This is a genomic window from Rheinheimera tangshanensis (assembly GCF_014645135.1).
GTDB lineage: Bacteria > Pseudomonadota > Gammaproteobacteria > Enterobacterales > Alteromonadaceae > Pararheinheimera > Pararheinheimera tangshanensis.
The window spans coordinates 146,809-169,365 of the sequence record NZ_BMLH01000003.1; the positions used below are offsets into that span (position 1 = coordinate 146,809).

Genomic DNA, 22,557 nt, shown 5'->3' on the forward strand with positions numbered 1-22,557 from the left:
GCAGGGAATAAGTTTGTCGACCCGTCGAATAGACGCCATATAGGATCACTGCATGGATTGGTTAAAAAAGGCGCGCTGGCATTCAGAACAACTGACGAAGCGCACCTTTCACCGTCAGCTCAGACTGGGCGTAACTGGCTTAAGCGGCGCAGGAAAAACTGCGCTCTTGACTGCGATAGTGCACCAGTTGACCCAGAGTCACTCTTCTCATCTACCATTTTTTTCCGTGATGCAAAACCGTTGGTTAGGCGCCCGGATTGATGATAATCAGTTGCCGCAACTGCCACGTTTTGCTTTTGAAAAAAACTTAAGTTACCTGCAGCAACAACCTGCCTGCTGGCCTCCGTCTACTGTTGGCTGGAGTCAACTGACCTTAGCGTTGCGTTATCAGAGCGAATCAAGCTTGCGCGCCCGTTTTCAGGATTATCAGGAGACCGAACTGGTGCTGGTGGATTATCCGGGGGAGTGGCTGCTGGATTTGCCTATGCTGCAACAAAGTTACCAGCAGTGGTGTGAGCAAAGCTGGTTGCTGTTTGCGCAACCCCACAGAGCGGCTACTGCAGAGAGTTTTAAGCAGAAACTGCGAACTATTGATTTGAATGATGCTTCGGTACTTTCTGTGCAGGAGTTATGCGGTGAATACAGTACCTTGTTGCAGCAATTCCGTGAAGTCGCAGGTGCTTATTTAAATCAGCCTGGCCGATTACTGGTGCCTGGTGAATTTGAAGGTACGCCTTTACTGCAACTGCTGCCTTTGCTGCCAGAACAACTGGCACAAGGTGGTGCTTTGGTGGACTTAATGCAAAAGCATTTTGCCAGTTATCAAACTCAGGTGATTGAGCCTTTTTACCGCCAGTACTTTTCAGGTTTAGACCGTCAGGTGGTGCTGGTTGATATTTTGGGCGCATTGAATGCAGGTGAGTCGGCACTTTTAGAGTTGAAACAAAGTTTGTTGTTGATTTTACAAAGCTTTGATTACGGCCCGGAGCACTGGCTGCGGCGTATTTTCAAACCTCGGATCAGTAAGGTGTTATTTGCTGTTAGTAAAGCCGACCATGTTACGCCGGATCAACATCAGGCACTGACGTTGCTATTGCAGCAGCTCTTGTTGCAGCATCTGCAGAGTGTAAAGTTTCAACTCTGCCCTTACGAGGTGATGGCGATAGCGGCTATTAAAGCCAGCGAAGCAGGTTTTGTGAAACAAAACGGTTTGCAGCAAGCGTGTTTACGAGGTTTTAGCGCAACAACAGGAGAAGCACTGACCTATTATCCGGGTGATGTGCCGCGCTACTGGCCGGATCATCAGCTATTTACCGAACATCATTTTGAATTTCAGTCCCTGGCGCCTTTGCCATGGCCTAAACAGCAAGTACTGCAACATATCCGTCTGGATCATCTGCTGGAGTACCTGTTAGGAGATAAACTGACATGACAGATTTAAAACAAGCAAAACGCTTTAAAGAGGCCGATTTTATTGGCTCGGATGCAGTTTCAGAACTGCCTATGGCAAAGGCTGTGCAGTTTGAGCAGGCAGATTTTGTGGTTGAACCACAGGTTGAACCAGAACCACCAAAACGCAAGAGAGTGTCGGGGCTGATGTGGGCTGGGATCAGTAGTGTGGTGCTGTTAGTGGTTGTGGCTTTGTACAGTGCTGTGACAACTATTCAACAGGCTTTTATAGCGCCAGGTATAAGCACTGTACTGGAAGCCTTATTTTGCGCCGCTTTATTAACGTTAGGCAGCTTATTGCTGACACGGGAATGGCGCTTATGGCGACGTTTAGCCAAAACCCGCAGCTGGCAGCAAGCTCATCAGCGTATTCATGCCAGTATCCAATACGGTGAAGCACAACAGCTCTGTCTGGATATTGCTGCCGTATTACCTGAATCTACAAAACAGGATGTGGAGGGCTGGAAAGCTCAAAAACAAGCAGAACACAGCGATCAGGAACTGTTGGAGCTGTTTGAAATTACTGTACTGAGTAAAGCCGATGCAAAAGTGCGTCAACAAATTCATCAGGCTTCGGCTGATGCCGCTATTGCTGTGGCGGTCAGCCCTTTTGCTCTGGCCGATATGCTGCTGGTGATGTGGCGCACCAGCAAATTATTACGCCAAATGGCTGAAACTTATGGTGCCTCTTTCGGGCAACTCCGCAGTCTGCTTTTAATAAAACGGCTATTTGCTGCTTTGTTATGGGCGGGAAGTTCAGAGCTGGCGCTGGATCTGGGTTCCGATATGCTGGGGGCTGAGCTGACCAGCAAATTATCAATGCGTGCAGGGCAAGGCTTAATAGCCGGTATGCTGGTGGCCCGTTTAGGTTTAGCTGCACAGCAACTGCTACGCCCTTTACCATTGGCGCAAAACAAGAAACTAAGTTTGTTGGATTTAAGCAAAGCCTTAGTACGGCGTTTATTGGGGAAGACGGAATCTTTGTCAACTTAACGCTACATCTCTTGTCGTTTCTAGCCAAACTGACGGTGCTGCTTCAGACCGTCAGATGTCTATATGCCTTGTCGCTACCTGACCTGCTCGGTATAAAAAACTCATAAAAAATAAAACAGTAGTCACAACAGGTGTTTTTATGAGTAAGCAGCAGTACAGTCATCCCGATACGGTATGTATCCATGCCGGAAAAACTGGTTTAAACCCCCATGGTGCTTTAGCCACGCCTTTGTACCAGACCTCCACTTTTGTCTTTGATAGCGCCGAACAAGGCGCAGCCCGTTTTGCCGGCGAAGAGCCTGGTTATATCTACACCCGTTTAGGCAACCCAACGACACGTGAGCTGGAGCTAAAAGTTGCGGCGTTGGAAGGCATGGAAGATGCCGCTGCGACAGCCACAGGTATGGGCGCTGTGGCAGCGGCTACTATGGCTTTTTTACAGCAAGGTGATCACCTGATTGCCAGCAAAGCCATTTATGGCTGTAGTTTTGCGTTGTTTAACCATCAGTTTGCCCGCTACGGTATAGAGGTCAGTTTTGTTGATATGACGGACCATAACGCCATCAAACAAGCACTAAAACCCAACACCCAAATGATTTTTGCCGAAACGCCGATAAACCCTACTCTGACTGTGCTGGATTTAGAGTTTATCGGTCAGTTTGCCAAACAGCACCAACTGATTTCGGTGATCGACAACACCTTCCTGACGCCTTTACTGCAAAAACCAGCCGACTACGGCATAGACCTTATTTTACATAGCGCGACCAAGTACCTGAACGGCCACGGCGATGTGGTGGCAGGCATCATTGTCGGCAGCACTGAACGCATTACCCAGATAAAACTGACTACCTTAAAAGATATGGGCGCCACCATTAGCCCCCATGATGCCTGGCTGATTATCCGTGGTTTAAAAACCTTGTCGGTGCGGATGGAACGGCATTGTCAGAATGCGCAAAAAGTAGCGGAATTCCTTGAAGCTCATCCGGCCATAGGCCAGGTCTATTATCCGGGTTTAAAATCACATCCGGGTTATAAATTTATCGGCAAACAAATGAAAGCTGCCGGTGGCGTGTTGGCCTTTGAACTGAATGGCAGTCTGGATGATGGTCGTTATTTTATCAACCAATGCAAATTACTTAGTCTTGCAGTCAGCCTTGGCGATGCGGAGTCACTTATTCAGCACCCAGCGTCTATGACTCATAGTCCCTATACTGCCGAGGAGCGGCAGATGGCAGGGATCAGTGATGGTTTAATTCGCATTTCGGTAGGGCTTGAGCATGTTGAAGATATTATTGCCGACCTGAAGCAGGCACTGACGCTGATGCAGCAACGCCAGCAGATCGCAATAGTTTAATGTAACCATTGCTTTACAAAAACAACAGAGTTGACGTTAACGTCAACTCGAGCATGGGTTAACAGCTGTTGTCCAATCCTCTAGTATCGGCCGCAACTAAAGGGCAAAGCCCGTTTACCCTTCGTACTTGAAGCTGCAGCATTGTTAAGTGCGTGTTCTCGTCCCAGTCACATAGGATGGCTATGCTCCTGGGGGCTCACACACCTGTTGCCACACTGCATCACCAATTACGTTGGGTAGAATAAAGAAAAACAACAGGGTTCTATGAGCAAATCTAGTAAATACGTATCGCACCAGTCGGATCAAGATGGCTTTATTCACTGGTCTGCTGAAGAAAATCAAATCTGGTCTGAATTAATGCAGCGTCAGTTGTCTTGCATTGAAGGGAAGGCTTGTGATGAATATCTGGATGGACTGAAAAAACTCAATCTGCCATTGGATCGTATTCCGCAGCTTGCTGAAATTAACGCAGTATTAGAGCCAGCAACAGGCTGGAAAGTCACAGAAGTGCCGGCTTTGATCAGCTTTGATCGGTTTTTCCAACTGCTAGCCAATAAAGAATTCCCGGTAGCCACTTTTATTCGAAGCAGGGAAGAATTTGATTACCTGCAGGAACCTGATGTGTTCCACGAAATATTTGGTCACTGCGCCATGCTGACCCATCCGGCTTTTGCTGAATTTACCCATACCTATGGCAAACTGGGCTTAGCCGCCAGCAAAGAAGACCGTGTCTATCTGGCTCGTTTGTACTGGTTTACTATCGAATTTGGCTTATTAAATAGCAAAGACGGCTTACGGATTTATGGCGGCGGTATTTTATCCTCACCTGGTGAAACTCAGTATGCTATTGGCTCAGACGTGCCAGAGCGTAAGACCTTTGATGTGGTCGATGTGTTGCGTACCCCCTACCGTATCGACATTATGCAGCCTGTGTATTTTATGATTAATTCGATTAACGATTTATTTGACGTATCCCAGTTGGATTTGATGGCGATGGTACAACAAGCCCGGACTTTGGGTTTGCATGCACCGAAATTTCCGCCTAAAGAAAAAAAGGTCAGCTAAAAGCGGCCAACTATAGAGAATGAGAAAATGTCTGAATTAAAACAAGCCAAATGTGAAGCCTGCCGTGCCGATGCACCTAAGGTGTCGGATGAAGAATTAGCTGTGTTAATGCACCAAATCCCGGACTGGACTCCAGTAGTACGTGACGGCATTTTGCAATTGGAGCGTGAGTTTAAGTTTAAGAACTTTAAACTGGCATGGGCGTTCCATCAGAAGGTAGCGCAGTTAGCGGAAGATGAAGGTCATCACCCGGCTTTATTGTTGGAGTGGGGCAAGTTAACCGTCACCTGGTGGTCACACTCAATCAAAGGCCTGCATAAAAACGATTTTATCTGCGCCGCTAAAACGGATGCCTTGTTAGTTTCTTAACACCGACCTTTATGGCCTGCTTCTGCAGGCCTTTTTCCTTATTGCATCCTATAACTTCTATATCTCCCATATCCCAAGGGGTTGTGCATATTTCTTTACAAATAATACTGGTCTGCCCGAACCTCTTTACCGTATGATTGGAATCAAGCAAAAGCATAAGGTGGTTTTGTATCATGAGGTTAGAAATTCATTGCCAGGACCGGCTGGGGATCACCCAGGAAGTGTTAAATATCCTGGTGAGTTATCAGTTGGATTTACGCGGTATCGAGGTGGATCCAGCCCTTGGCCGGATTTTTGTATCCTTCCCAACGGTCGAGTTTGAGAAGTTTCAGGAGCTGATGGCGAAAATCCGCCGCATTACAGGTGTGGATGATGTCAAAACCACAGCTTTTATGCCATCCGAGCGCGAACACAATGAGCTCAGCACCTTATTACGCACTTTGCCTGATGGCATTATTGCAATAGATACTCGTGCTAATGTCACCATTATTAACGAAGCGGCGCTTGAAGCTTTGTCGATGGAGCGCAGTGCTATTGAAGGTCAATCCCTGACTGCTATGGTCAAAGGTTTTAACTTAAGTCGTTGGCTGGAAAGTGAGGATGTACTGGCGCAAACCCGCAGAGTCGAGATCCAAAACAAACGTTTTATCGCCGATTTATTGCCTGTGCTGGTACCGGATGATTCTGGCAAAGATATTCTGGCTGGCGCTGTACTGAACTTAAAATCTGAAAGTCGGTTAGGCGAGCAGATGGTGGTGTTTAAAAAAGGCGATCAGGAAAGCTTTAATAACTTACATGCCCACAGCAATTTAATGCGCAAAGTGGTGCGTGAAGCCAAGAAAATGGCTCAGCTGGATGCCCCTATTTTGATTATGGGGGAAACTGGCACGGGTAAAGAAGTATTAGCCCGAGCTTGTCATGCTGCCAGCAGCAGAACAGGCAAACCTTTTTTAGCAGTCAACGTGGCTGCTATGCCGGATTTAGTGGCTGAGTCTGAGCTTTTTGGTCATGGTCCCAATGCTTTTCCTGGCGCCAGTGAGGCCAAGAAAGGTATTTTCGAGCAGGCCAATAAAGGCACCGTTTTCCTTGATGAAGTCGGGGAGATGTCGCGTGAGCTGCAAACTAAGCTTATTCGCTTTTTGCAGGATGGCAGTTTCCGCCGTGTCGGTGATGAAAACGAAGTCAAAGTCGATGTGCGGGTGATTTGTACCACGCAAAAAGACTTACCCACTATGGTGCAGGAAGGCAAATTTCGTGAAGACTTGTTCTATCGTCTTAACGTACTGACGCTAAACTTACCGCCATTGCGGGAGCGTAAGCAGGATGTTGTGCCTTTGGCTGAGTTTTTTATTGCCCGTTTTGCTGCTCGTTTAGGCCGCAAAGCCCCCAAATTAACCGATTCCTGTGCCAATTTCCTGCAGCACTACCCCTGGCCAGGTAATGTGCGCCAGTTAGAAAATGCCTTGTACCGGGCCGTCACTTTGCTCGAAGGCTATGAGCTGGACAAAGAGCATATGCAGCTGCCAAGCTACACCAGTGACTTTGGTTATCTGGAAAAAGACTTTGACGGTACTTTGGATGAAGCGGTGCGAAATTTTGAGGCTGATTTGCTCAGGAAGCTCTATCCGGCTTATCCAAGTTCACGTCAATTGGCGAAAAAACTAGGGTTAAGTCACACCGCTGTCGCCAATAAACTGCGCGAATACGGTATTAACCGCAAGAGCGTAAAAATTTAGATACGTATTGTGTGATTTGCTCTACAAATCAAAGGCCTTAAAGCTCGTTTTAGGGCCTTTTTGCTTCATATTTCAGCAAAATGATGTTTTTGTCAGGTTTTTTGTACAAAACAGACCTTTTTTAGCCTTTTAGTCATCCTTCAGGCCTCTCTTCCTTTTTTATCCGGCAAGCGCAAGATAAGCACAAACTTGCATTATTTTTGTCTGGAGACTTTTATGTTTGACCCTATTAACCCTTTGGGCACCGATGGTTTTGAATTTGTTGAATACACCGCAGCGACAGAGCAGGGTATTGCAGATCTGAAGCAGCTGTTTAAATCATTGGGCTTTACTGAAGTCGCCAAACACCGCTCGAAAGAGGCCTGGTTATACAAACAAGGTGATGTGAATTTTATTGTGAACGGTCAGCCAAATTCCCAAGCTGAGCAGTTTGCCGCAGAACACGGCCCAAGCGTTTGTGCTATGGCGTTTCGCGTGAAAGACGCAGCTGAAGCCTTAACACATGCTATTGCTAACGGTGCTAAGCCGTATCAGAATCAGGTCGGCCCTATGGAGCTGAATATCCCTGCTGTGTACGGTATCGGCAGCAGCCTGCTGTATTTTGTTGACCGTTATGGCCAAAACTCAGTGTACGACGTGGATTTCAAATTCCACGATAACTGGCAAGCTGAAATGGCAAAAAACCAGGTTGGATTAGAAGTCATTGACCACCTGACGCACAACGTCCGCCGTGGCAATATGGCCGTGTGGGCTGGTTTTTATGAGCGTATAGGTAACTTCCGCGAAATCCGTTATTTTGATATTGAAGGCAAGCTGACGGGCTTAGTGTCTAAGGCGATGACAGCGCCATGTGGCAAAATTCGTATTCCAATCAACGAGTCTTCGGATGATAAATCTCAAATTGAAGAATTTATCCGCGAATACAAAGGCGAAGGTATTCAGCATATCGCCCTGACCACAGATAATATTTACGAGACGGTGCGAACCCTGCGCCAACGTGGTATGGATTTTATGCCAACGCCTGATACTTATTATGAGCGTGTGAACGCCCGTGTAGAGGGGCATACTGAAGATCTGGAACAGTTAAAACAGCTGCGTATTCTGATTGACGGTGCCCCGATGAAAGACGGTATTTTATTGCAGATCTTTACCCAAACTGTGATTGGCCCAGTATTCTTTGAAATCATCCAGCGTAAAGGCAATGAAGGTTTTGGCGAAGGCAACTTTAAAGCTCTGTTTGAATCCATTGAAGAAGATCAAATTCGCCGTGGAGTGATTTAATTATGCGTAAATGGGCATCTTTTCCGCTAAAAGAAGGTGAAGTTTCCCGTCAGGCTCATGCTGATTTTCCAGACAGAGCCATCTATGAGCGTGAAGTGGGTCGTAGTGGCTTTTTTGGCCCAGCCACCCATTTCCATCATACCCACGCCCCAACGGGCTGGAGTGACTGGGAAGGGCCGTTAAAACCACGTTTGTATAACTTTAACGACATAGCGGGAAATCACAACGTATCGCCATGGCAAGTGCCGACTTTATTGCACAATGCACATTGTAAAATGCGTACCTGGCGTTTAACAGAGTCGATGGATTATCTGGTGCGCAATGCCGACGGTGACGAGCTGCTGTTTGTCCACGAAGGTGCGGCGGAGCTTTTTTGTGACTATGGTCATTTAAGCTTGCGTGATGGTGATTATGTGGTGATCCCACGTTCCACTATGTGGCGTTTAGAAGTGACAGAGCCATTGTTTTTGTTGATGATTGAAGCCACCAACGATTCTTTCCAGTTACCGGAAAAAGGTCTGGTTGGCAATCATGCCATTTTTGATGCGGCGATGATTGACACACCAAAAATAGATGAAGCGTTCAAAGCTCAGTACAGCGAGCAGCAAAGCCGGGTACAGGTGAAACGTCACGGTGAGGTGTCGCAAATTACGTACCCTTACAATCCGCTGGATGCGATTGGCTGGCACGGTGATTTGGCGGTGATGCGGATTAACTGGCGGGATATCCGGCCTTTAATGAGCCACAGGTATCACTTACCGCCGTCAGCTCATACTACTTTTGTTGCACAGCGTTTTGTGGTCTGTACTTTTGTACCTCGCCCTATTGAAAGCGATCCGGGCGCATTAAAAGTGCCGTTTTATCATAACAATGACGATTACGACGAAGTGCTGTTTTACCATGCTGGTGATTTTTTCAGCCGTGACAATATTGAGCGTGGCATGGTGACTTTCCACCCTGCAGGCTTTACCCATGGGCCTCATCCCAAAGCCTTTGCTGCGGGCCGTGAGTACAAGAAGAAATTTACCGATGAAGTGGCCGTGATGCTGGACACCCGCGATGCACTTTTTGTCGGGGACGCCGCTTTAGCCACTGAAAACCCGGACTATGTGAATAGCTGGAAAATCAAACCGGCCAGTGTGTAAGGATTAAAAATGAAGTTAGCAAGTTTGAAAAATGGCCAGCGTGATGGCCAGCTCGTGGTTGTCAGCCGTGATTTAACCCGTTGTATGGCAGTGCCTGCTATTGCAACCACTATGCAACAGGCGCTGGATCACTGGTCTGTGGCCGCGCCACAGCTATCAGAAGTCTATCAGGCGCTGAACAGTGGTTCTGTGCAGGGCGAACAAGCTTTTGATCAAGCGCGGTGTGAATCCCCATTGCCACGCGCTTATCAGTGGGCCGATGGCAGTGCTTATGTTAATCATGTTGAGCTGGTACGCCGTGCCCGTAACTCGGAAATGCCGCCGAGTTTCTGGACTGATCCTTTGATGTATCAGGGCGGCTCAGATGATTTTATTGGCCCACGCGATCAGATTGAAGTCGTCAGCGAAGACTATGGCATTGATTTTGAAAGCGAAGTCGCCGTGATCACTGATGACGTGCCTATGGCGGTCAGCGCAGAAGAGGCACGGCATAAAATCCGTCTGGTGATGCTGGTGAACGACGTATCGTTACGGGGGTTAATTCCAAATGAACTGGCCAAAGGCTTTGGTTTCTTTCAATCAAAACCTGCGTCTGCGTTTAGCCCTGTGGCTGTGACACCGGATGAATTAGGCGCAGACTGGCAGGATGCGAAATTACATTTACCTTTAGTCTCGCATTTAAACGGTAAGCTGTTTGGCAAACCCAATGCCGGTGTCGATATGACTTTTGATTTTGGTCAGTTAGTGGCTCATGCGGCGAAAACCCGTAATTTAGGTGCGGGTGCTGTGATTGGTTCTGGCACAGTGTCGAATAAACAAGGCACTGACTACGGCACTTCTATTGATGAAGGGGGCTTAGGTTACAGCTGTATCGCTGAAATCCGTATGATTGAAACTATCCGCGATGGCGCACCTAAAACTTCTTTTATGAAGTTTGGTGACAGCATCCGGATTGAAATGCTGGATAAAAGCGGCCAATCCATCTTTGGTGCTATAGAGCAAAACGTAGTGAAATACCGAGCTTAATGAGGGTAGATTGATAAGGCCAGTCGTTTGACCTGAATGGGACGACTGGCTTTTTTGTATCTGTGTTACAAGGACTGAGATGATGAAATTACACGGTTACTGGCGCTCAAGCGCCGCCTACAGAGTGCGTATTGCACTGAATTTAAAAGGGCTGCAGGTCGAGCATTGCCCTGTCCACCTGGTTAATAATGGCGGAGAGCAACACAGTGCTGGTTATCAGTTGCTTAATCCATCAGAACTGGTACCTACGCTTGAAGAAGGTGAGTTGAGTCTGAATCAATCTTTGGCCATTATTCAGTATCTGGAAGACAGTTACCCGCAAGCGCCTTTGTATCCGGAAGAACCAGCGCAAAAAGCGGCAGTGATGGCTTTTGCATTAGATATCGCCTGCGATATTCACCCTTTGAACAACTTACGTGTGTTGCAGTACCTGACAGGGCCTTTGGCTTTGTCTGAAGCACAAAAAATGCAGTGGATAAAACACTGGCTGGCGGTGGGTTTTATTGCTCTGGAGAAACGATTGCAGTTAACGGCAGGATGTTATTGTTTTGGTGATACAGTGACAGTCGCGGATCTGTGTTTAGTACCACAAGTCTATAACGCCTTACGTTTTCAATTACAGATGACGGATTATCCTCTGATCACTGCCATTTATCAGCGTTGTAATCAGCTGGAAGCCTTTCAAAAAGCCGCTCCTGAGCAGCAAGTGGACGCAGTTTAAGTCGCCTCGTTTGACTGTTTTTGTTACTCTGCGATTATCGATGTAGTGGGAGAGCGTAGTATGATGAAACTGCCTAAAAAACCTGTCAATGCAGTGCTATTTTATATAGGGACTTTGGGGTTGCTGACTCAGGTGCTACTGAGTTTCTATCTGCTCACACAGGGCCGTACTATGGATTGGCACTGGTGGTTTCATTGGATGGCCCCCACACTGTGTCTGTTGTGGGGGATAGTTCCAGCTTTGCAATTGCAAAAAGAGGATTAGCCTCAGCTATTGCGGGCCTAGCGGCCAGGGGTATACATACCTTCAATCCGCACTTCGCTGACGCCGTCTTTCGTAAAGTAAAATTTAATTTGCGCCATATTTTTATGAAAAAAATAGGCCGTATTGTCAAACATCAGCACATAACCACCACGAGCCTTTTCTTTATATTTAGGATCGGTGTTTTTAGTTAGTTTAAAGCTGTGTTTACCCAAGGTCCATTCAAAGCCCTGCAAAGGTTGATTGAGCCAATCCGTCACCCAAATTTGTTCTTCCTGATGCAGAACCAGAGCCAGGGTATATTTATCCGGTAACTCAGCGACTTCGACTTCCTGAACTCCGGCTTGAAATACTTCGGTGCCATTTTTCTGAGTAAAAGCAAAGCCAAAGTGCAGACTTTGTTTGCTGCCATCCAGTAACACCAACTGACCATGCCCTGGCAGAGTAAAATAGGCCCAGGATACTGGAGCCCATAGCAACAAGATTAACGACAGGCCAGATTTAACCATGCAACACCTCAACCCTATTTACGACCCTAGTCTGTCAACTCGCCAGATACAAAGTCAATTGCTGTCCAGGTTGTAAGTACTTATTTGCTTTAATATTATTCCATCTGACAATATCAGCAACTTTTACTTTAAATCGTTGGGCTATGCTGGCCAACGAGTCTCCTGATTTGACTTCATACGTCATACTTTTAGCTGCAGACGCCGATTTTTCCACGGGTTTTGTATAGTAAGTCAAGGTCTGACCGGGCTTGAGCTGTGTTTTGGCCGTGAGCTTATTCCATTTCGTCAGTTGTTCAGTGCTGACTTTGAGTTTTTGGCCTATTTCCCATAAATTATCTCCACTTTTGACCCTGTAGCTTTGAGCTCCAGAGCTCGTGGGATGAGCTGCTTTGTCTGAGCGAGCTACTTTCGTAGTCTCCGCCATCTGAGACAGACCCGGAATAATAAGTTGCTGACCTATTTTTAACTGGCTATTACTTAACTGATTCGCTTGCTGTATCGCTTTGACTGACGTTTTATGAGCTGCAGCAATTTTACTTAAACTATCGCCTGACTTGACCTTATAACGGCCTGATGCAGCCACAGGAGCTACTTTTACTTGAGGTAAAGCGGCAAGGCGCTGCTCGATGGAGTCAGGGCTATCGATAGGTACCACCAGCTGGTAACTGGCGCTGGGCACAGTGGTACTTTTAAAGCCAGGATTCAGTCGTCTGATTTCGGCCACACTGATACCTAACAGGTCTGCTGCTTTGTTTAAATCCAGCCCCCTGTTCATAGGAATCACTTTAGTTTGTGGCTGGTTGGCAAGTATCGGCATAGGGATAGCGTACTTTTCTGCATTTTTCAGCAGTTCCGCTAGAGCTAATAATTTGGGGATATAGCTGGTATTTTGTTTCGGCAAATGCAGAGACCAGAAATCTGTCGGTTTTCCTCTGTATTTATTACGTTCAATTGCTTTAAAAACCCGGCCTTCGCCTGCGTTAAAAGCGGCGACAGCGCTGAGCCAGTCCTGCTCTACATTGCTGTACAGATACTGCAAATAGTCCATAGCTGCGCGGCTGGATTCAATCACGTCACGGCGTCCGTCATACCATGCGTTTTGCTTCAAGCCAAAGTTACGCCCTGTGCCTGAACTAAATTGCCAAATTCCCAGTACACCAGAAAAGGAACCTGCTTTAGGATTATAAGTACTTTCGACTATAGGCAGCAGTGCTAATTCAAGCGGCATATTGCGCCGCTCCAGCTCAGTGACTATGTGATATAAAAAAGGAGCTGCGTTATCAGAGGCTGTTTTCAGCAGCTTTTGATTGCGGATAAAAAAACGCTTTTGGCTTTCTATATCGTCATTGTACGGCACTGTTAATGTCATTTGATCAGCAATACGTTGCCACAAATTATCGTACTGAGCTAACTTAGCGTCGGGTTGCAACGGTGAGTTATGTTTCAACAAGGCATTGGCGACTTGCTGAGCCGACGCTGCTTTATCCTGAATAGGAGCATCTTTGCTTTCATACTGCCCGTCAGCAGAGCCTGCTGTTTTATCCTGTTGGGTTGGAACGGCACAACTGGCCAGCAGTGCAGCCGCTACCGCGACAGATAATTTTTTCAGCATTCGCTTTTCCCAAAATAAAAAATCCGCCTTATGTTACCTGCTCAGCCTTCAAAAGCAAGGTTAGGGATCAAAATCGATCTTTGGCGGATCGTAATGCAGTGAACAGATCCACGGCATTATGTTGTTGCCAGCGGTGTTGCAACCCGACATCTCCAGTCCTTAAAAAGGGATTGATTTGTCGTTGCACAGCAAGGGGAGTAGGCAGCGTAGGTTGCTGCTTTGCTCGTTGCTGTTGACACCAATGTTGATAGCTGGCCAATGTTTGATTATCCGGATCTGCCCAAAGGGCGAACTCCAGATTGGCCAGGGTATATTCGTGTGTGGCGTAGATTAATGTTTGATCAGGCAAGGCCAGAATACGTGACAAACTTTGCCACATCTGAGTTGCTGTGCCTTCAAACAAACGACCACAACCTGCGTTAAACAACGTATCACCACAAAACAGAATGGGCGCTGAATAGTAGGCGATATGACCCAAAGTGTGACCAGGAAGTTGCATGACCTGAAAAGTTAAATTGAAATCAGTCAGCTCAAGTTGTTCATTGTCCTCTAACCAATGGTCTGCATAAGAGATTTTGTTTTGTTCTAAAGCCGGTGCATAGACTACAGCATCCGGCCAGAGTTGTTTTAGTGCCAGGATGCCTCCAGTATGATCCGGATGATGGTGGGTGATCAGGATCACAGCGAGCTGTAATTGATGCTGCTGTAAATGCTGTTGCACCACTGCAGCGTCACCGGGATCGACCACCAGCGCCAACTTCGCTTGGCGCAGGCACCAAATATAGTTATCCTTAAAAGCCGCTATGGCGGTGATGTCTTGCATAATGAATACCCATGGCTAACGTTCTGATAAGGTATAGTGTACCGGATGAAACCTGCGTTAAGTTACCACAGTACAGTAGTTCCCAAACAGTGGCAGCAATTGCCGCAAGGGGAACTGATGGCCAAAGCCATAGAAGGGCAATTGAGCCAGTGGTGGCCGAAAATATTTGGCTACCATCTCTTGAAAGTGGGCAGTTTAAGCTGTGCCTTAGATACTTCAGCCTGCGCTATCAAACATCAAATTAACTTAACAGAACAAGCTGAACAGGCCTCAGTGGTCGCAGAGCCCGATGCATTGCCTTTTTTAGAACAGTCAATAGATGCGGTATTGTTATCGCATTGTCTGGAGTTTTACCCAGACCCACACCATATAGTGCGTGAAGCTCATCGTGTCCTGATGCCGGATGGTTATCTATTGTTAAGTGGTTATAATCCACTAAGCAGTGCCGGACTGATGAAACTCTGGCCTGGTGTGAAGCAGCAGTTGCCTTGGGCCGGGCGTTTTTTCACGCCATCCCGGGTTAAAGATTGGCTGCATTTACTTGGTTTTGAAGTGATGTATGAACAACGTTTTTTTTGGTCTAGTTTGCTTGGTAAACATAAACCAGATAGCCGTTGGCAACAGTGGTGTGAGACTTATCTGGGCTATTTTGGCGCTTCGTATTTGCTGGTTGCCCGTAAGAGAGTATTACCTTTGACGCCAATCCGGCCTAAATGGCAACGCACTCCGGCTTTTCAAACCTCCGTCAAAGGCATCAGTGCCCGGCAGGGGCTTTACCACGATTAACTGGTTTTGGTCTGCTTTTGGAGCCATTGATCCAGCTGATTGGCAAATTGTTGCTTGTCCTGTGGACCCAGAGGCGCTGGGCCGGACAGCTGAACACCACTGCTGCGTAGCTCTTCCTGCAAATTGCGCATCGTCAGCCGGTCACTAATATTATCTGGCGTCAGTAAGCGGCCTTTGCTGGTAATGCAGAGTGCGCCTTTGGCCACAACAGCTGCGGCCAGCGGAATATCATTGCTGATCAGCAAATCACCGGAACTGATACGCTGTTCAATATAGCGGTCTGCCACATCAAAACCATGCTCTACCTGCACAGCTCTGATGTACGGGCTACGAGGAATTTGCAAGCTGTGGTTAGCCACCAGATACAAAGGCTGCTGTTTTCGTTCAGCGGCCTTAAATAACATCTCTTTTAACACTTTGGGGCAGGAGTCTGCATCAACCCAGATTGGCATCCTGATGATCCTTTAACAGTTGTTTTGCTGCTTTACGGCTTAACTTCATAAAAAACAACAAGGGATCGGCCACACCTGGTTGTTCAGCTTCAACAAAACCTAACTGCTGGTAACACTGCACTGCAATATGGTTTTTACGATAAACAAACAACGAAAAGTCCCGTAGTGGTTGCTGCTGTAAACCTTGTGCAATTAATCCTTTGATTAAGGTTTTGCTATGGCCCTGACCTCGGTTGTCCGGATGCACTAATAAACGGGCCAGATGGTTGCATTCAAAACGGTCGCAGAGTTGGCCAAAGGCGACACGCTGCCTGTGTTGATAAAGCCAATAACTCTGAGTTCCTGGTAAATACAATTGCTGTAAAAATTGTAAAGCGCGGATAGGAAAAGAAAAACCTTCACCGCCCCATTGATCCAGCTCCTGTTGTGAATCAAACCAGTTATGCAGATAAGCCGATTGCTCAGGCGTTACCGGGCTTAGTTGATAAGGCGCATGTTTCATAAGCTGCCTTGTACTTTTGTGATCTGATATCCCTGTTGTGCAAGCTGCTTAATCAAGCCGTCATTGCCCGCCAAATGCAAAGCGCCTACCACAACAAAGACCGGAGTCTGATAACGAGCCTGCACTAATTGTTTAACCCAGGCATTGTTTCTTTTTACAATCAAGCTTTGGTAGATGGCCGGATAACTTTTTAAATCATCCAGATACAAATGCTCAAGTTGTTGCAAATCACCACTGCGCCATGCTTTTCGCATTGCATCAAAGTCTTCGCTGCTGTCAGTTAAATCTTCCATGGTACTTTTAATCAAGGTTTCAGCACCGCTGTTATTCAGTTCGGTCAGCACGGCCAGATGCTGTTGCATAGTTTCAAGCCCCGTTACTTTTTTTCCAGCTTTTTTCGCTTCATCCTGCAAGTAGGCGTCTACTCCAGGGGCGGTTGCCCCTTGAGCCTGAAGCTGAGTGGTCGTCAGCATCACTGCGGCAAAAGCGGGTTTAAAACGCGTGATCTGCTCAAGCGGAATATTATTTTTTTTACAATAGTCGGCCAGTTGCCTGGCCAGAGGTTCTGATAGTTGTTGCAGCAGATTTTCGCCTGAAGGGTAGGAGTTTAAATCAATCATCTGCTGTATCCCCGCAGGGCTTGACAGCTGTGCCAAATCGGTTTCCAACACCAGGCTATCGCTGTTGTGTAGCGCTTTGAGGTATTCAGGCGGCAAAGGGTAATCGTCCGTACTGAGCAAATGAATGGAGCCTGCCAGATAAAAATGCTCAGGGCCTTTGCTGATTTTCCAAACTCCGTCAGCGAATACAGCACTGCTGAGTAATACGAAAGTAAAAAAGCTAAAAATACGGAACACTACTGAAACCTCTGATTAGTCAAAAGAGCCTACTTTGCCGCGCAATTTTTTGCGCTCTTTATGCTGCGTTTTCTCTTTGAGTCTATCCATGCGCGCACCAAAAGTGGGTTTAGTGGCGCGTCTTTTTTTCGCTTCGAAACTGGCGGATTGCAGTAGTTGCAGTAATTTCGCTACTGCATCCTCTTTATTCATATCCTGGCTACGGTGAGCCTGAGCTTTAATGACAATGACCCCACTTTTACTGATTCGGTCATCCGGATACTGCAGCAGTTTTTGTTTAAACTCTTCCGGTAAACTGCTGCGGCCTATATCAAAACGCAGTTGCACTGCCGTCGATACTTTATTGACATGTTGGCCGCCACTGCCCTGAGCGCGGATAAAGCTGAATTCCAGCTCATCCAGATCAAGCTCAAGACCGGGTTTGACCTGAACTAAAGTTACCACATCAAATCATCCGGGATCTGATAGGCTGCATAAGGATCGTCTTCGGCCTGAACTTCAGCGCTTTGACCTGTGTTATGCAGCACTACAATGGTCTCTGCCAAACGTTGCTGGATTTTTTCTGCCACTTTGACCGGGATCACATAATACTGATCAGACAGCTTGGCGATAGCTGCCTGACCTTTGGTCAATTCTGCATGGATACGGTTGCTGACATACAAACGTTTGACCAGACTACCATCGGTAAAATTAAAAGCGGTTTCCCCTTTGTGTGCAATGGTATTGAGTTCAACCAGTTGTTTCACCTGCGCCGCCAGTGCTTTTTTATCCTGTTCAGCTTTACGCTGACGGTTTAACTCCTGATCGCGTTGCAATTGCTGTTGTCTGGTTTGCTCGGCAAGCACTGAGGCTTCATTGACCACTGTGCCATTTTTGCCTGCTTGCACTCGTTCTTTATGCTTTTCTTTTTTTATCGCTTTTAGCTTTTTCTCGTTGCCAAGGCCTGCTTTGAGCAATTGTTCCTGCAGTGATTTACTCATAAAAATATCCTGTCTCTTTCATGGCGCTATTGTTTCATGATACAGCTGCGCTGCAAAGAGCTGAAGGGCAGACTAACTGCCGATGCGAAAAATGCGTTATGATAAGGCACTTATATTGAATTTGTCCGGGACCTTATCTTGTTATTTCACGATCTTGCGTTAGACCCTCGTTTAGTCCGTTCTATCCAGCATCTTGGCTTTGCGAAACCAACGCCAATTCAGCAGGAGGCTGTGCCTGCCGCTATGACAGGCAAAGACTTAATGGTTTCTTCGCAAACCGGTTCAGGAAAAACTCTGGCTTACTTGCTGCCGATGATGCAACGTTTATTGCGCAGCAGACCTTTATCTAAACAAGATGCCCGGGCTTTGATTCTGGTTCCAACCCGTGAACTGGCGCATCAGGTCTATGCCAAATTACGTTTGTTTGTCGCCAATACGCCATTAACCAGCGCTTTAATAGTCGGCGGTGAGAACTTCAATGAGCAGGAAAAAATCCTCAAACGTCAGCCGACTATCATAGTGGCAACGCCGGGTCGTTTTATTGATCACCTGCAGCACAAAACATTTTTTATTCAGGGCCTGGAAATGCTGATTTTAGATGAAGCAGACCGGATGCTGGATCTGGGCTTTATGCCACAACTCAATGAAATCAATAAAGCTGCTGATCACCGCTTACGCCAAACTCTGATGTTCTCTGCCACTTTAGATCATGCCGAAGTGAATGAGCTGGCAATGTCCTTGTTAAAGTCGCCACACCGGGTTTCTGTCGGGGCTTCTTATCAGCAACACGAAGATATTGAGCAGCGTTGTTATTTTGCCGACCATCTGTCTCACAAAGAGGCTTTACTGGCTTATTTATTGAAGCAGGAACAAGTAAGTCAGCTGATTATTTTTACTGCCACCAGGGAAGATACCGATCGTCTTGCAAAACTTTGTGATTCTATGGGGTACCCTGCTGTAGGTTTGAGTGGCAAACTCACTCAAAGCCAGCGCAATAGTGTGATGCAGAATTTTGCTGCGAACAAATATCAGGTGTTAGTGACCACTGATGTCGCTTCCCGCGGTTTAGATTTATTGCAGGTCAGTCATGTGGTGAACTTTGATTTACCAAAACATGCTGAAGAGTATGTACACCGCATAGGTCGTACTGGCAGAGCCGGAGCTAAAGGGATAGCAATTTCTTTGGTTGGGCCAAAAGACTGGGTCGCTTTTTGTGCCATAGAAAGTTTCTTACGTCGTCCTTTGCCTATGCTCAAAGTGGAGTCTTTACCGGCAAAATTTAAAGGTGTAGACCTGCATGCGCCCGCAAAAGCGGTGAAGAAAACTAAGCCCGTGGTGAAAAAAGCTAAAATAAAATCAACTGATGCAACGCAAAAAGCAAAGCCTGCAGCCAAACCTAATTTTTATCAGGCGGGTGATGATGGCATGGCACCGGTAAAGAAAAAGATCAAATAATTTACAGTAGTATGTTTTTTATTCGGAAAATAGTGCTACACTCAGGTCGTTACTTTGTAGATTTGTTCGACAGTTTTTATTGCAAGCAATTGTTTTGGCTGAAGAATTATTTAGAGTAACTGGAACGGCCAAAACCAGAAAAACTATTTTTCTGTCGGATCAGTAATAGCTATTGACCACTTTGTCGGGTTCACTGATAATGGGGTCGTAATATGTACTAGCTCGAACACGGCCGGTAATATTTAAGTCGCCAAACAATTGGCAAATTTAGTTAAAGTAAGAGAATGTTATGTCACAATTAATTTCCGGTACCGTTAAGTGGTTCAACGAAGATAAAGGTTTTGGTTTCATCGAGCGTGAAGGCGGCAAAGACGTATTCGTACATTTCCGCGCTATCAATGGCACAGGCCGCAGAACTTTAGTTGAAGGTCAACGCGTAACTTTCGAAGTTACTGAAGGCCAAAAAGGTCCTCAGGCTGAGAACGTAACTGTTACCGGTTAATAGTTTTCTGAAAAAGAGCCAACTTTAAGTTGGCTTTTTTTATATCCGAAATTCAGTGATTATCTTCCGCAATCAATTGTTTTAACTAGTTAATTATAAATTTATGAGATTTTCTTTACTTGAATATCAAAGCTCTAGTGACAACTGAGCCTGAGCTTCCTGCGCCTTTAATCCAACATGAATACCCACCAACCGTACTTTTTTACCCTGACCTCTGTGCCATGCTTGCTCTAATAATTGTTTTAAACTGGCCATATCTAATTCGGGTTGTTGTTTCTCAATAGTCGTTTGCTGAAAATCGGCAAATTTTAGTTTAATACCAATTTTTTGAATATAAGCACTAGCTTCACAGCGTTCAATACGACGTCGAAGTTTAGGTAACAGTTCAGATAAACTTTGTTGGCCTGCATTCAGATCCGGTAGATCTTCAGTATAAGTGTGTTCAACAGCAACAGATTTACGCGGGTAATCGTTCTGCACATCACGGCTATCGCGGCCAAAACTACGTTCTATCAAGGTTTCAGCAAAACTTCCAAAGTGTTTAACCAGTGTATGCAAAGGCGCATTTTGGATATCAACGCATTTGTAAAAACCTAAAGTTGCCAGTCGTTCAGCAGTTTTTTTGCCAACACCAGGGATTTTATGTAAAGGCAGGAATTTTACGAAGTCGCTGACTTTTTCGGGCGGTAAGACAAATAAACCATCAGGTTTGTTTTCATCACTGGCGATTTTGGCGAGGAATTTATTCGGCGCTACACCAGCAGACGCTGTTAGGCCTGTTTCGGCAAAAATAACCCGACGAATATCTTCAGCGATAAGTGTCGCGCTGCCTGAAAATAAACTACTGTCGCTGACATCTAAGTAGGCTTCATCTAAGGATAAAGGCTCCACTTTGTCGGTGTAGCGATGAAAAATAGCCTGAATTTGTAGGCTGGCTGCTTTGTATTTTTCCATATTGCCAGGTAATAACAATAGGTGAGGGCAGAGCTTTAAAGCCTGACCTGTCGGCATGGCGGAGCGCACGCCATAGATCCGGGCAGGGTAGTTACAGGTACTGATTACACCCCGTTCAGTGCGACTGCCACCTATAGCTAACGGAATAGTGCGCCAGTCGGGTCTGTCCCGCATCTCTACTGCAGCGAAGAAACAGTCCATGTCGATATGAATGATTTTTTTCATTTACAAAGCACTGTTGGTTTATACAGTTGTATAATTGACCAGTTTTGGCTTTTTGTAAAGCCAGATACTGGTTTTATTTACAGTTGATACTGTTACTCCACCGACCACCCATCTGAAACTTGGTTTTAGAAGTTTAGACGGCTACTTTATAGCTGCATCTTTGACGGATTCCATGTAGAATACAGCGCAGTTTTTTTGTAAATAGCCTGGCCCTTTTGGCCACCTGGGAGCAAGCATGTTAAAGCGCGAAATGAACATTGCCGATTTTGATCCGGAATTATGGCAATCCATTACCAACGAAACCCAACGTCAGGAAGATCACATTGAGCTGATCGCTTCTGAAAACTATGCCAGCCCACGTGTATTGCAGGCTCAGGGTTCTCAGTTAACGAACAAATATGCTGAAGGTTACCCGCATAAACGTTATTACGGTGGTTGTGAGTACGTGGACGTGGCTGAAGATTTAGCTATCGCCCGTGCGAAGGAATTGTTTGGTGCCGATTACGCAAACGTGCAACCGCACTCAGGTTCGCAGGCGAACTCAGCGGTATTTTTAGCTTTATTAAACGCAGGCGACACCATTTTAGGTATGAGCCTGGCGCACGGTGGTCACTTAACTCACGGTGCTACGGTAAGCTCTTCAGGTAAGTTGTACAAAGCTGTGCAATACGGCCTGCACCCTGAAACCGGTGTGATTGATTATGCTCAGGCTGAAGCTTTAGCTTTGGAACACAAACCTAAACTGATTATCGCTGGTTTCTCAGCCTATTCAGGCATTATCGACTGGCAGAAATTCCGTGAAATCGCCGACAAAGTGGGCGCTTACCTGATGGTCGATATGGCTCATGTGGCAGGTTTAGTGGCGGCTGGCTTGTATCCAAACCCAGTGCCTGTGGCTGATGTAGTCACTACCACGACACATAAAACCTTAGCTGGTCCGCGTGGTGGTTTAATTCTGGCGCGTAAAAACGAAGAGATCGAAAAGAAACTCAACTCTGCCGTTTTCCCTGGTGGTCAGGGCGGTCCTTTGATGCACGTCATTGCGGCAAAAGCAGTAGCGTTCAAAGAAGCATTGCAACCAGAGTTTAAAGTGTATCAGCAACAAGTGCTGAAAAACGCTGTGGCTATGTGCGATGAAATGATCAAACGTGGCTATAAAATTGTGTCTGGCGGCACGCAAAACCACTTATTCCTGATGGATTTAATCGACAAAGACATCACCGGGAAAGAAGCGGACGCTTGGTTGGGGCAGGCTCATATCACAGTGAACAAAAACTCAGTGCCAAACGACCCGCGCTCTCCATTTGTCACCAGTGGTTTACGTATCGGTACTCCGGCTATTACCCGTCGTGGTTTTAAAGAAGCTGAAGCTCGTTTAGTGGCTAGCCTGATCTGTGACGTGCTGGACAGCCGCGGTGACGCTGGCGTCATCGACAAAGTGCGTGCGCAGGTGTCAGAGGTTTGTCGCCGTTTACCTGTTTATGCCTGATTGCCCGCTAT

At 46.5% G+C, this 22,557-nt stretch carries 24 protein-coding genes; 15 read left to right on the forward strand and 9 right to left on the reverse strand.

Annotated features, from left to right (window positions below; genetic code table 11):
• The first annotated feature begins 52 nt into the window (after positions 1–52).
• From IEW88_RS07910 to IEW88_RS07960, 11 genes are all read left to right on the forward strand, one after another.
• Positions 53–1,432: a YcjX family GTP-binding protein gene (locus tag IEW88_RS07910; protein WP_147903811.1), complete on the forward strand. Its 1,380-nt coding sequence runs from the start codon at positions 53–55 to the stop codon at positions 1,430–1,432.
• The gene (locus IEW88_RS07915; protein WP_147903810.1) at positions 1,429–2,442 is read left to right on the forward strand and encodes a TIGR01620 family protein; all 1,014 of its coding nucleotides are present in this window, start codon (positions 1,429–1,431) and stop codon (positions 2,440–2,442) included. Before IEW88_RS07910 ends, IEW88_RS07915 begins: the two co-directional genes overlap by 4 nt.
• A gap of 139 nt (positions 2,443–2,581) precedes the next feature.
• A complete protein-coding gene (megL, locus tag IEW88_RS07920; protein ID WP_147903809.1) occupies positions 2,582–3,796 on the forward strand; it encodes a methionine gamma-lyase in 1,215 nt (404 codons plus the stop codon).
• A gap of 264 nt (positions 3,797–4,060) precedes the next feature.
• Complete coding sequence (gene phhA, locus IEW88_RS07925; protein ID WP_147903808.1) at positions 4,061–4,861, forward strand: phenylalanine 4-monooxygenase; 801 nt, start codon at positions 4,061–4,063, stop codon at positions 4,859–4,861.
• 27 nt (positions 4,862–4,888) lie between these two features.
• Positions 4,889–5,230, forward strand: a complete 342-nt coding sequence (locus IEW88_RS07930) for a 4a-hydroxytetrahydrobiopterin dehydratase (protein WP_053423638.1) — start codon at positions 4,889–4,891, stop codon at positions 5,228–5,230.
• Between the two features lie 173 nt (positions 5,231–5,403).
• Positions 5,404–6,966 carry a transcriptional regulator TyrR gene (tyrR, locus tag IEW88_RS07935; RefSeq protein ID WP_147903807.1) on the forward strand — a complete coding sequence of 521 codons (1,563 nt, stop codon included), beginning with the start codon at positions 5,404–5,406 and terminating at the stop codon, positions 6,964–6,966.
• 216 nt (positions 6,967–7,182) lie between these two features.
• Entirely contained in the window at positions 7,183–8,247 is a 1,065-nt protein-coding gene (gene hppD, locus IEW88_RS07940; RefSeq protein ID WP_147903806.1) for a 4-hydroxyphenylpyruvate dioxygenase, read from the forward strand.
• 2 nt (positions 8,248–8,249) lie between these two features.
• Positions 8,250–9,392, forward strand: coding sequence for a homogentisate 1,2-dioxygenase (locus IEW88_RS07945; RefSeq protein ID WP_053423634.1), 1,143 nt, complete (start codon positions 8,250–8,252; stop codon positions 9,390–9,392).
• Positions 9,393–9,401: 9 nt separating this feature from the next.
• On the forward strand, positions 9,402–10,418 hold the full coding sequence (locus IEW88_RS07950; RefSeq protein WP_147903805.1) for a fumarylacetoacetate hydrolase family protein: 1,017 nt from the start codon (positions 9,402–9,404) through the stop codon (positions 10,416–10,418).
• A gap of 79 nt (positions 10,419–10,497) precedes the next feature.
• Entirely contained in the window at positions 10,498–11,139 is a 642-nt protein-coding gene (maiA, locus tag IEW88_RS07955) for a maleylacetoacetate isomerase (protein ID WP_308936423.1), read from the forward strand.
• A gap of 60 nt (positions 11,140–11,199) precedes the next feature.
• Positions 11,200–11,403: a hypothetical protein gene (locus IEW88_RS07960; RefSeq protein ID WP_147903804.1), complete on the forward strand. Its 204-nt coding sequence runs from the start codon at positions 11,200–11,202 to the stop codon at positions 11,401–11,403.
• A 17-nt stretch (positions 11,404–11,420) separates the two neighbouring features.
• Here the strand turns inward: IEW88_RS07960 and IEW88_RS07965 are convergent, their stop codons facing one another.
• From IEW88_RS07965 to gloB, 3 genes are all read right to left on the reverse strand, one after another.
• Positions 11,421–11,909: a hypothetical protein gene (locus IEW88_RS07965; RefSeq protein ID WP_147903803.1), complete on the reverse strand. Its 489-nt coding sequence runs from the start codon at positions 11,907–11,909 to the stop codon at positions 11,421–11,423.
• A gap of 34 nt (positions 11,910–11,943) precedes the next feature.
• Positions 11,944–13,521, reverse strand: a complete 1,578-nt coding sequence (locus IEW88_RS07970) for a LysM peptidoglycan-binding domain-containing protein (protein WP_147903802.1) — start codon at positions 13,519–13,521, stop codon at positions 11,944–11,946.
• A 67-nt stretch (positions 13,522–13,588) separates the two neighbouring features.
• Complete coding sequence (gene gloB / locus IEW88_RS07975; RefSeq protein WP_147903801.1) at positions 13,589–14,344, reverse strand: hydroxyacylglutathione hydrolase; 756 nt, start codon at positions 14,342–14,344, stop codon at positions 13,589–13,591.
• A gap of 45 nt (positions 14,345–14,389) precedes the next feature.
• On the opposite strand from gloB, the gene IEW88_RS07980 reads away from it, so the two are divergent.
• Positions 14,390–15,130 (forward strand): class I SAM-dependent methyltransferase, encoded by a 741-nt coding sequence (locus IEW88_RS07980; protein ID WP_147903800.1) that lies wholly within the window; start codon positions 14,390–14,392, stop codon positions 15,128–15,130.
• On the opposite strand, the gene IEW88_RS07985 is transcribed toward IEW88_RS07980, so the two are convergent.
• The 5 genes from IEW88_RS07985 to IEW88_RS08005 are packed head-to-tail and all read right to left on the reverse strand — an operon-like array spanning position 15,127 to position 17,921.
• The gene (locus IEW88_RS07985; RefSeq protein ID WP_053423626.1) at positions 15,127–15,582 is read right to left on the reverse strand and encodes a YaiI/YqxD family protein; all 456 of its coding nucleotides are present in this window, start codon (positions 15,580–15,582) and stop codon (positions 15,127–15,129) included. The two genes, IEW88_RS07980 and IEW88_RS07985, sit on opposite strands and share 4 nt — an antisense overlap.
• Positions 15,566–16,084 carry a GNAT family N-acetyltransferase gene (locus tag IEW88_RS07990; protein ID WP_053423625.1) on the reverse strand — a complete coding sequence of 173 codons (519 nt, stop codon included), beginning with the start codon at positions 16,082–16,084 and terminating at the stop codon, positions 15,566–15,568. The genes IEW88_RS07985 and IEW88_RS07990 overlap by 17 nt, the downstream gene beginning before the upstream one ends.
• A complete protein-coding gene (locus IEW88_RS07995) occupies positions 16,081–16,941 on the reverse strand; it encodes a TraB/GumN family protein (protein WP_053423624.1) in 861 nt (286 codons plus the stop codon). The genes IEW88_RS07990 and IEW88_RS07995 overlap by 4 nt, the downstream gene beginning before the upstream one ends.
• A gap of 15 nt (positions 16,942–16,956) precedes the next feature.
• Positions 16,957–17,385, reverse strand: a complete 429-nt coding sequence (gene arfB, locus IEW88_RS08000) for an alternative ribosome rescue aminoacyl-tRNA hydrolase ArfB (protein ID WP_147903799.1) — start codon at positions 17,383–17,385, stop codon at positions 16,957–16,959.
• Entirely contained in the window at positions 17,379–17,921 is a 543-nt protein-coding gene (locus tag IEW88_RS08005) for a DUF2058 domain-containing protein (protein ID WP_147903798.1), read from the reverse strand. The genes arfB and IEW88_RS08005 overlap by 7 nt, the downstream gene beginning before the upstream one ends.
• 138 nt (positions 17,922–18,059) lie before the next feature.
• Here IEW88_RS08005 and IEW88_RS08010 point away from each other — a divergent pair, with 138 nt between their 5' ends.
• Both IEW88_RS08010 and IEW88_RS08015 read left to right on the forward strand, forming a co-directional pair.
• A complete protein-coding gene (locus IEW88_RS08010) occupies positions 18,060–19,376 on the forward strand; it encodes a DEAD/DEAH box helicase (RefSeq protein ID WP_053423621.1) in 1,317 nt (438 codons plus the stop codon).
• Positions 19,377–19,665: 289 nt separating this feature from the next.
• Positions 19,666–19,878, forward strand: coding sequence for a cold-shock protein (locus IEW88_RS08015; RefSeq protein ID WP_008898286.1), 213 nt, complete (start codon positions 19,666–19,668; stop codon positions 19,876–19,878).
• A 126-nt stretch (positions 19,879–20,004) separates the two neighbouring features.
• Here the strand turns inward: IEW88_RS08015 and dinB are convergent, their stop codons facing one another.
• Positions 20,005–21,057, reverse strand: coding sequence for a DNA polymerase IV (gene dinB, locus IEW88_RS08020; protein ID WP_147903797.1), 1,053 nt, complete (start codon positions 21,055–21,057; stop codon positions 20,005–20,007).
• 235 nt (positions 21,058–21,292) lie between these two features.
• Here dinB and glyA point away from each other — a divergent pair, with 235 nt between their 5' ends.
• Positions 21,293–22,546: a serine hydroxymethyltransferase gene (gene glyA / locus IEW88_RS08025; RefSeq protein WP_147903796.1), complete on the forward strand. Its 1,254-nt coding sequence runs from the start codon at positions 21,293–21,295 to the stop codon at positions 22,544–22,546.
• Positions 22,547–22,557 lie beyond the last annotated feature (11 nt).